Source organism: Candidatus Dadabacteria bacterium, assembly GCA_026706695.1.
In the GTDB taxonomy this organism is placed as follows: domain Bacteria; phylum Desulfobacterota_D; class UBA1144; order Nemesobacterales; family Nemesobacteraceae; genus Nemesobacter.
Genome location: JAPOYE010000036.1, coordinates 1 through 7,868 on the forward strand (window position 1 = coordinate 1; position 7,868 = coordinate 7,868).

Genomic DNA, 7,868 nt, shown 5'->3' on the forward strand with positions numbered 1-7,868 from the left:
TCAAGAGAGTAGAAGAAAAATATATTCTTCAATACATGGGGACAAACAAATTCAGAGTTATACCCAAAAACCATTTGTCTACAGTGGGTTACGACGCAAAATCGGCTTGTTCAGGGTGGAAGTTCAGACTAAACCGTGTGGACCGCGTTGCTTTTTTCTCCCGGTTTCAAGAGGGCGAAGCAGTGCAGTATTTCTATGAACCGTTTCTGGAAGCATTTGATCCAGAGTTGCGTAAGCAGCTCGGTGTCTGGTACACACCTGCCGAAGTGGTCCGCTACATGGTTGCCCGAGTGGACAAGGCGTTGAAGGATGATCTCGATATCCCGGATGGACTTGCAGCAGAGAATGTTTACGTGCTCGACCCGTGCTGTGGCACAGGGGCTTATCTGGCGGAGGTGTTGCGTCGCATCGCTGCCAATCTTGAAGGACAAGGGCTCGGCGCACTTGCCGGTGTGCGGGTCAAGCAGGCAGCGGTCGAACGGGTGTTCGGGTTTGAGATAATGCCTGCGCCCTTTGTTGTTGCCCATCTGCAGGTCGGATTAACCATGCAGAGTCTGGACGCATCGTTGGCAGATGATGGAACCGAACGCGCCGGTGTTTTTCTCACTAATGCTCTTACAGGTTGGGAACCTCGCACAAACAAGCCGTTGCCCTTTCCCGAGCTTGAAGAAGAACGTGACCGGGCGGAACGAATAAAACAGGAGACGCCAATTCTGGTGATCCTGGGCAATCCACCCTACAACGGCTTCGCAGGCATGGCGGTAGATGAAGAACGTGAACTGTCAAAGGCGTACCGCTCAACAAAGCATGTCCGTAAACCAGAAGGCCAGGGTCTGAATGATCTTTATGTTCGCTTTTTTCGAATGGCGGAACATCGTATTGCGGAAAAGACTGGGCAAGGAATAGTCTGCTTTATCTCCAACTACTCATGGCTTGATGGTTTATCTTTTCCCGGAATGAGAGAGCGATATCTTGAAGCATTTGACGCAATACGCATCGACTGTCTGAACGGAGATGTTCGAAAGGGAGGAAGAACGCCCGAAGGTGAACCCGATATGAGCATCTTTACTGTTCCTGGTAGTTCAGGGGGTATCCAAGTCGGTACTGCAATCGCGACGCTGATACGTAAAGCTGACCATGTGCCTACAAGCGATATTGAGTTCCGACACCTTTGGGGAAAAGCTAAACCAGAAGAGTTGATTGCGACGGCCGAAACTGAACCGGACGCGCTCTACTCGAGAATCAAACCCATACTTTCTCTTGGTCTCCCCTTCACGCAAACCGCGGTGAGTGAGGAATGGTTCGACTGGCCCGAGCTTCCTGATTTGTTCCCCGTATCTTTTCCCGGTGTTAAAACCAGCCGCGACGGCTTTCTGGTGGATGTTGATCTCGACCGACTTCAGGTACGAATCGGGGATTACTTCAATGCGACTTTGAGCCACGACAAAATTGCGCAGAGTTATCCTGCAGCAATGAAAACCACGGCACGGTTCGATGCCCCTGCGGTACGGGACACGCTGTTAAAACGAGGAGGACCGGATAAAGCGGGTTTCATGCGTTTCGCCTACCGTCCTTTTGACAACCGGTGGCTCTATTGGGAAAAGGATACTTCTCTCTTGGATAGGCCACGTGCCGACTATCGGCCTCATATACTTGAGGGGAATTTGTGGCTTTCCGCCGCACAGCATCTACGAAAAGGCGTGGGAGAACCGCAGACCTGTCTGGTGAAGTCAATGGCTTCATCACATCTGATTGAGCGTGGAGCCAGCATGTTTCCCGCTTGGTTGCACGATCATGGACTCGGGTCCGACTTGAGGAATTCCCGTCGCCCAAATCTTTCCACTGCGGCAGAAAATTACCTCAAACGTATTGGTGCGGGTGTCGAGGATCTTTTTCATTGTGTTCTTTCCGTGCTCCATGATCCAGTATACAGCGAAGCAAATGCCGACGGGCTTCGTATGGGATGGCCGCGCATTTCGCTTCCAGGCTGGCCGGACGGCAAAGCTGATGGTGCTGCAGCAACCTTTGCGGATTTAACGACAAGGGGTCGGGCGATTGCAAGCTTGCTTGATCCCGATGTACCTGTTCCAGGTGTTACGCAAGGCCCACTGCGTCCAGAGTTTGCAGCTATAGCCGTTCCGACTACGATAGACGGGCGCAACATGACAGGCGAGGATTTTGCGGTGACGGCGGGATGGGGTTATTGCGGCCAAGGAAATGCAGTCGTGCCTGGTCAAGGTACATATGTGGAAAGGCCTTTCACACAATCAGAACGTGCGGTTTTAGGTGATAAACAATCGGCACTCGGCGAAACGACATTCGATGTCTATCTTAACGCTAGGGCTTTCTGGAGTAATGTTCCTCATGCAGTTTGGAATTACAGACTCGGCGGTTATCAAGTGCTTAAGAAATGGCTTTCTTATCGAGAACATGGTGTCCTCGACCGTGCGCTTTCACCCACGGAGGTTCAGCATTTCTCGGATATGGCACGGCGGATAGAGGCTATGATTTTGACAGGTTACCTAAGTGCGTGTTAAGGAAATATTAATAGAGAAGTGCTAAGCAGAAATCCTAACACAATGAGGTAACATCCGATGAGCACACCAGAAGCATTTATTTCTTATTCATGGGATGATGACGATCATAAAGACTGGGTTGCCAAATTAGCTACTGAGCTTCGCAACGACGGGGTTGATACGATCTTGGATCAATGGCATACAGTCTTGGGTGATCAATTACCATCTTTCATGGAGAAAGAGATTCGAGAGAATGACTATGTATTAATCATCTGCACTCCAAATTATAAGTTGAAGTCAGATGAAAGGAAAGGCGGTGTAGGCTATGAGGGAGATATGATGACCGCTGAGTTGCTTAATAAAGGTAATCATCGCAAATTTATTCCTGTTCTTGCAAGAGGTACGTGGGAAGAATCCGCTCCGACATGGCTAAAGGGAAAATTCTACGTTGATCTGAGTACTGAGAAAATGTACAGAAAAAACTATCCCGATCTTACCGCTACATTGCTTGGAACACGACATGTTGCTCCACCACTACGAAAGTCGTCTCAACCTGTCCATTCGAAGCCACCTGCAGACACACTGCTTAACGAATCAGTAAAAATCCTTGGTGTTATTGTTGATGAGGTGACTGAACCAAAATTGGATGGTACCCGAGGCTCCGCACTTTACATTGTGCCGTTTCTACTTAACCGTGTTCCGTCATTGTTATGGTCCGAGATATTCATAGATACTTGGAATCGGCCACCAAGTTTTACCACCATGCATCGCCCGGGAATCGCAAGCGTACAGGGTGCGAAAATCATTCTGAATGGTACAACCATTGAAGAAGTTAAAAGGTATCACCGCGATACATTAGTTGACTGTGTTAATGTGGTAAATCAGGAAGAAAAAAAGCTTCTTGAGCGCAAGCGGAGAGAACAAGAGTTACGTCGCCAACAGGTGGAAGAACATCGTAAAAGAGTCAAAGACGCATCAGAAGACCTGTCCTTTGATTAGCAGGTCTCGGTCCAGTAATTGAGGGCCAACTGGTTGTATTGGTTCTAATGTCGTACCATAAAAATCAAGTGCTTCAGTGGCATTGGTGCTTGTCTTTTCGATCTCTCAATTTACCTTGAGAGAATGAGTCAGAAAGAAGAAACTTCCTGAAGTTCCGGCTACTGTATGGTCTTTTTATCCGGTTCATAACCCCGAACGGGGATTGGCGAAGCATGATGAAAGATCATAAGCCATCTGCCGTCCTGCTTCTCGAATATGTTGGTTGACTGAGAGAGGTTAAACATGACCGGATCCCTTTTTATGTATACCATCTCCTGAAGACAGGTAACCCAGGCGATATTGTCGCTTATATCCACGGTCACGTTTGAGATGCTGATGTCAACCTGATCCTCAGGATCAAAAACGCTTTCCCAGCTCTGCCGTATGGCTTCCCAGTTGCGAAGAGCGGTCCATCCCGGATGGACGCAGCCAGACCTTGAATCTTTTACCCAAATCTCTCCCATCAGCTCCAGATTTCTGGTCCCCAGAGCCTCGTAAAAAAGGCTGTTGATACTGAGTATTTCTTCGCTGTCTTTCTCCACGGCCATCGTCTTGCTCCTGAGTAATTTTACCGGAAAAGGTCTAAAATTCTGCCGAACTGCGAGAATATGTCTTCGCGCATCCTCATAATGTCGTTATACAGTGCCGCCGCCATGATGAAAATCAGAAAGGAAAACCCGATTCGCTGGGTTATCTCTAGGGTTTTTATGCTGAGCGGTTTTCTTTTTATTTTCTCAATCGCCAGATAAAGCAGATGTCCTCCGTCGAGCATCGGTATCGGGAGGAGGTTTATCAGCGCGAGGTTTATGCTTATAAGCGAGGTGAACTGAAGGAGGTTCGATATGCCGCTTTGAGCGACATCTCCCGACACCTTCGCTATCAGGAGCGGTCCCGCTACCGTTTTTCCCGCTGTCGCAAGCGCTATTTTTCCTGTTACGAGCTTGAACAGGAATCCGAAGAAAAGAATGGTGATCTCAACTGTCATACGCGCCGCTTCTGCTATTCCCCTGCTAAGCGATTCAAAGAAACCGTATTTTTTAAGCACCCTGTCTGTGCTTGGGGTGATGCCGATTATGTAGCGTTCGATGTCTTCTTGCATTTCCGCCGCCAGGCGAAAATGCATTTTCTCTTCCCCACGTTCAATCGTGAAATCAAGTTCTTTGCCTCTGCTTTCGGCTATTATGTCCGACATATGGTTCCAGTCCGTAACCTCTACGCCGTCTATTGCCTTGATGCTGTCTCCCGGACGTATCCCCGCTCTCCAGGCGGGGCGGTCCTCAGCCACCTCCGCTATGGTTGCCTCTATGGGCCTTGCGAATCCGGTTTCTACCCTACCATCGGAACCGGCTTCGGCGAAAAGGGTGAGAGTCCTGGTTTCGCTTCCGGTTCTCACCTTGAATTCAAGCAGCGAATCGGGATTTGAGTGAACAGCCACGTTCACATCTTTCCAGTCTTTGACCTCTTTTCCGTTTATGCTGAGTATCCTGTCACCCGCGGCGAATCCCGAGAGATGGGCAGGAGAGTCTTTCCTTACGTAAGTTATGTCAGGAGGATCTTCCAGATAACCTGAGACACTTATGCCGAACATGAACACAAGGGGCATGAAGAAAAAAGGAATTATGAAATTCATAGCGGGCCCAGCTATGACCACCAGGAATCTGTCTGTAAGAGACTTGCCGGAAAACCCCCTGTGGTAGTCCTTTTCGTAGTAAGCCTCTATATTGTAAAGGGCCGAACCGCTGACGGTGAGAGTGTAGACTTTCCCATCTCTTTCAACTTCAAGTTCTTTTTCCTGGTGCGGGTCTGACTTTAGCGCATAGAGAAGCTTTTCCCAGCTTCCATACTGCTCAAGACTGAATCCTTTTATCCCGGTAATTCTGTCCCCTGAGGCAAGTGGCGACTCAGTGTCTGCAACGCTTTCGACAATTACGTTATCTTCCTTGCCCTCACCGTACATCTTCACGTATCCGCCGAGGGGAAGGGCCGAAATCAGGTATTCCGTTTCGCCTCTTACGAAAGAAACGAGTTTCGGGCCGAAACCTAGAGAAAACTTCTCGACCCTGATATTGCTTCTTTTCGCGAGCAGAAAATGCCCCAGCTCATGAAAAAAGACCAGAATTCCTATTACGAAAATAAAAGCCAGAATAGTAGTCATCACTAAGAAAGAAGGCTCTCCATTATAGAACCGGCGGTGCTCCTAGACCACCTGTCCGCCTCTAATATATTGTCAAGACATCCCGAGTCAAGTTTGTCGTGACGCTCGAGAGTTTCCCTGACTATCGGGATTATATCGGTGAATTTTATTGTCTCGTCAAGAAATGCCGTTACTGCCACTTCATTCGCGGCGTTTAGCACGGTTGGATAAGTGCCGCCCATTCTGAGACATTCAATTGCGATCGCGGGAGCCTCGAATTTATCTGTGTCTAGCTTCTCAAACGTGATGTCCGAGAGGTCGTCCGGCGAGGCGTCGGGGCGCCCGAGATCGAGTCTCTCGGGATAGGAGAGTGCTTGGGCTATCGGTATTTTCATGTCGGAGGCGGAAAGATGGGTTATGAACGAGCCGTCAACATATTCAAGGATTGAATGCACAATGCTCTGGGGGTGTACCCAAATTGATATTTTTTCGGCGGGCATGTCAAAAAACCACCTCGCCTCTATAATTTCAAACCCTTTGTTCATCAGCGTCGCCGAATCTATGGTTATTTTCTCTCCCATTTTCCATGTGGGGTGGCAGAGGGCGTCGGCGACCGTAACCTTTTCCAGGTCTTTTTTCGGGGTTTTGCGAAACGGTCCACCCGATGCCGTTATAATGATCCGTTTAAGAAATTCGCGGTCCTTTTCAAGAAGCGTCTGGAAAACGGCGCTATGCTCGCTGTCCACGGGGAGGAGTGTGACGTCCTGGTTTTTTGCCTCGGAAATAAGAAGTCCTCCTGCGACCACAAGAGATTCTTTGTTTGCTATACCAACGTTTCTTCCGGCCCGTATTGCAGACAGTGTAGGCAGAAGCCCTGGGAAACCTACCATGGAGGATATAACCAGATCGCAATCGCCTTCCGTAGCAACTGCGATATTTCCCTCGTCTCCGTAATATATCTGTGTTTTCGGACCGGCGATTTTCCTGAGTCGTTCCGAGTCGTCCTTTCGGGTAACCGATACGATCTTCGGGGCGAATTCCGTTATCTGTTCTGCAAGAAGATCAATGTTTTTTCCCGCACAAAGGCCCGTTACCTCGAACCTTTCGGGAAATCTTCGTACTATTTCAAGGGTCTGCGACCCGATCGAGCCGGTTGATCCGAGTATGGATATTTTTTTCAATCTAGCGCCCTTTCTCCCGTATCTGCTCTCCTGTCAGTCCGAACCTTCTTTCCCTGTTACGGTAATTGGCGATGGCCTTTAGCAGATGCCTTCTTCTGAAATTCGGCCAGAGTGTCTTCGTGACGTATATTTCGGCATAGGCCAGTTGCCACAGCAGAAAGTTTGAAAGTCTCATTTCTCCCCCGGTCCTTATGAGCAGATCCGGTTCAGGCAGGCCGGAGGTATAGAGATATTCCTGAAAATCCTTCTCGGAAATCGGTTTTTTCTTTCCCTCCTCGATTATGCTGTTCACGGCGTTGATTATCTCCTCCCTGCCCCCGTAGCTAAGAGCCAGGGTTATCGTCAGGGAGTCGCACTTTTCCGTCATTTTCATCACGCGCCCGAGAAGCTCACGTATGTCTTTGGGGAGGTTCGAGAGATTACCGATCGCGTTTAGCCTGGTGTTCTGCGCAAGCAGCTTATCGCCTTCATTTGAGAGATACTGCCTTAAAAGATCCATTAGGGCGAGAACCTCTCCCCCCGGCCTCTTCCAGTTTTGGGCGGAGAATGCGTAAAGAGTTAAATATTCTATCCCGATCTCCCGCGCGGCACGGACCACCGATTTTGCAGACTTTATTCCTTCCCTGTGACCGATCATCCTGTCGAGATTCTTTCGCTTCGCCCATCTTCCGTTGCCGTCCATTATTATGACAACGTGTCTGGGGATAGGACCCGGTGTGGAAATGTTACGGTTTTTCTGCATTACGAGACATTGTTTGAGAGCTTCGCTGACAACCGTCGCTTCAGCTCGCCGCCCGATAGATGTAAGAAACGGGATATGCGATCAGAACGACCGTAGCAATTACCACCATGGCCACGATCAGGGCGACCGGGTATATGAGAAGTGCCCCCAGGTAGAAAAGGGCTCTTTTCAGCGGAACCCACTCCCGGGATGCTTCGGGAAGGTCGGAAACGCAGCTTTTGACAAATCCTGATATTATTCCAGTAAAAAGTGTGGAC

At 49.2% G+C, this 7,868-nt stretch carries 7 protein-coding genes; 2 read left to right on the forward strand and 5 right to left on the reverse strand.

Annotation, left to right across the window (positions count from 1 at the left end; all coding sequences use genetic code 11):
- The coding region (locus OXG10_02750; GenBank protein ID MCY3826289.1) for an N-6 DNA methylase at window positions 1-2,537 on the forward strand (2,537 nt) is incomplete at its 5' end.
- 57 nt (window positions 2,538-2,594) lie between these two features.
- On the forward strand, window positions 2,595-3,515 hold the full coding sequence (locus OXG10_02755) for a toll/interleukin-1 receptor domain-containing protein (protein MCY3826290.1): 921 nt from the start codon (window positions 2,595-2,597) through the stop codon (window positions 3,513-3,515).
- 158 nt (window positions 3,516-3,673) lie between these two features.
- Here OXG10_02755 and OXG10_02760 read toward each other — a convergent pair whose 3' ends face one another.
- The 5 genes from OXG10_02760 to OXG10_02780 form a co-directional block, all read right to left on the reverse strand.
- Window positions 3,674-4,102, reverse strand: coding sequence for a nuclear transport factor 2 family protein (locus OXG10_02760; GenBank protein MCY3826291.1), 429 nt, complete (start codon window positions 4,100-4,102; stop codon window positions 3,674-3,676).
- 20 nt (window positions 4,103-4,122) lie between these two features.
- Entirely contained in the window at window positions 4,123-5,709 is a 1,587-nt protein-coding gene (gene rseP, locus OXG10_02765) for an RIP metalloprotease RseP (GenBank protein MCY3826292.1), read from the reverse strand.
- Window positions 5,710-5,711: 2 nt separating this feature from the next.
- Window positions 5,712-6,869: a 1-deoxy-D-xylulose-5-phosphate reductoisomerase gene (locus tag OXG10_02770; GenBank protein ID MCY3826293.1), complete on the reverse strand. Its 1,158-nt coding sequence runs from the start codon at window positions 6,867-6,869 to the stop codon at window positions 5,712-5,714.
- Between the two features lies 1 nt (window position 6,870).
- Window positions 6,871-7,611: a polyprenyl diphosphate synthase gene (gene uppS, locus OXG10_02775; GenBank protein ID MCY3826294.1), complete on the reverse strand. Its 741-nt coding sequence runs from the start codon at window positions 7,609-7,611 to the stop codon at window positions 6,871-6,873.
- A 40-nt stretch (window positions 7,612-7,651) separates the two neighbouring features.
- Window positions 7,652-7,868 (reverse strand): hypothetical protein (locus OXG10_02780; GenBank protein MCY3826295.1); only part of this gene is annotated, 217 nt, incomplete at its 5' end.

Coding starts and splice junctions, on each gene's coding strand:
- OXG10_02755 (MCY3826290.1), top strand. CDS start 2,595: ATGAGCACACCAGAAGCATTTATTTCTTATTCATGGGATGATGACGAT.
- OXG10_02760 (MCY3826291.1), bottom strand. CDS start 4,102: ATGGCCGTGGAGAAAGACAGCGAAGAAATACTCAGTATCAACAGCCTT.
- rseP (MCY3826292.1), bottom strand. CDS start 5,709: ATGACTACTATTCTGGCTTTTATTTTCGTAATAGGAATTCTGGTCTTT.
- uppS (MCY3826294.1), bottom strand. CDS start 7,611: ATGCAGAAAAACCGTAACATTTCCACACCGGGTCCTATCCCCAGACAC.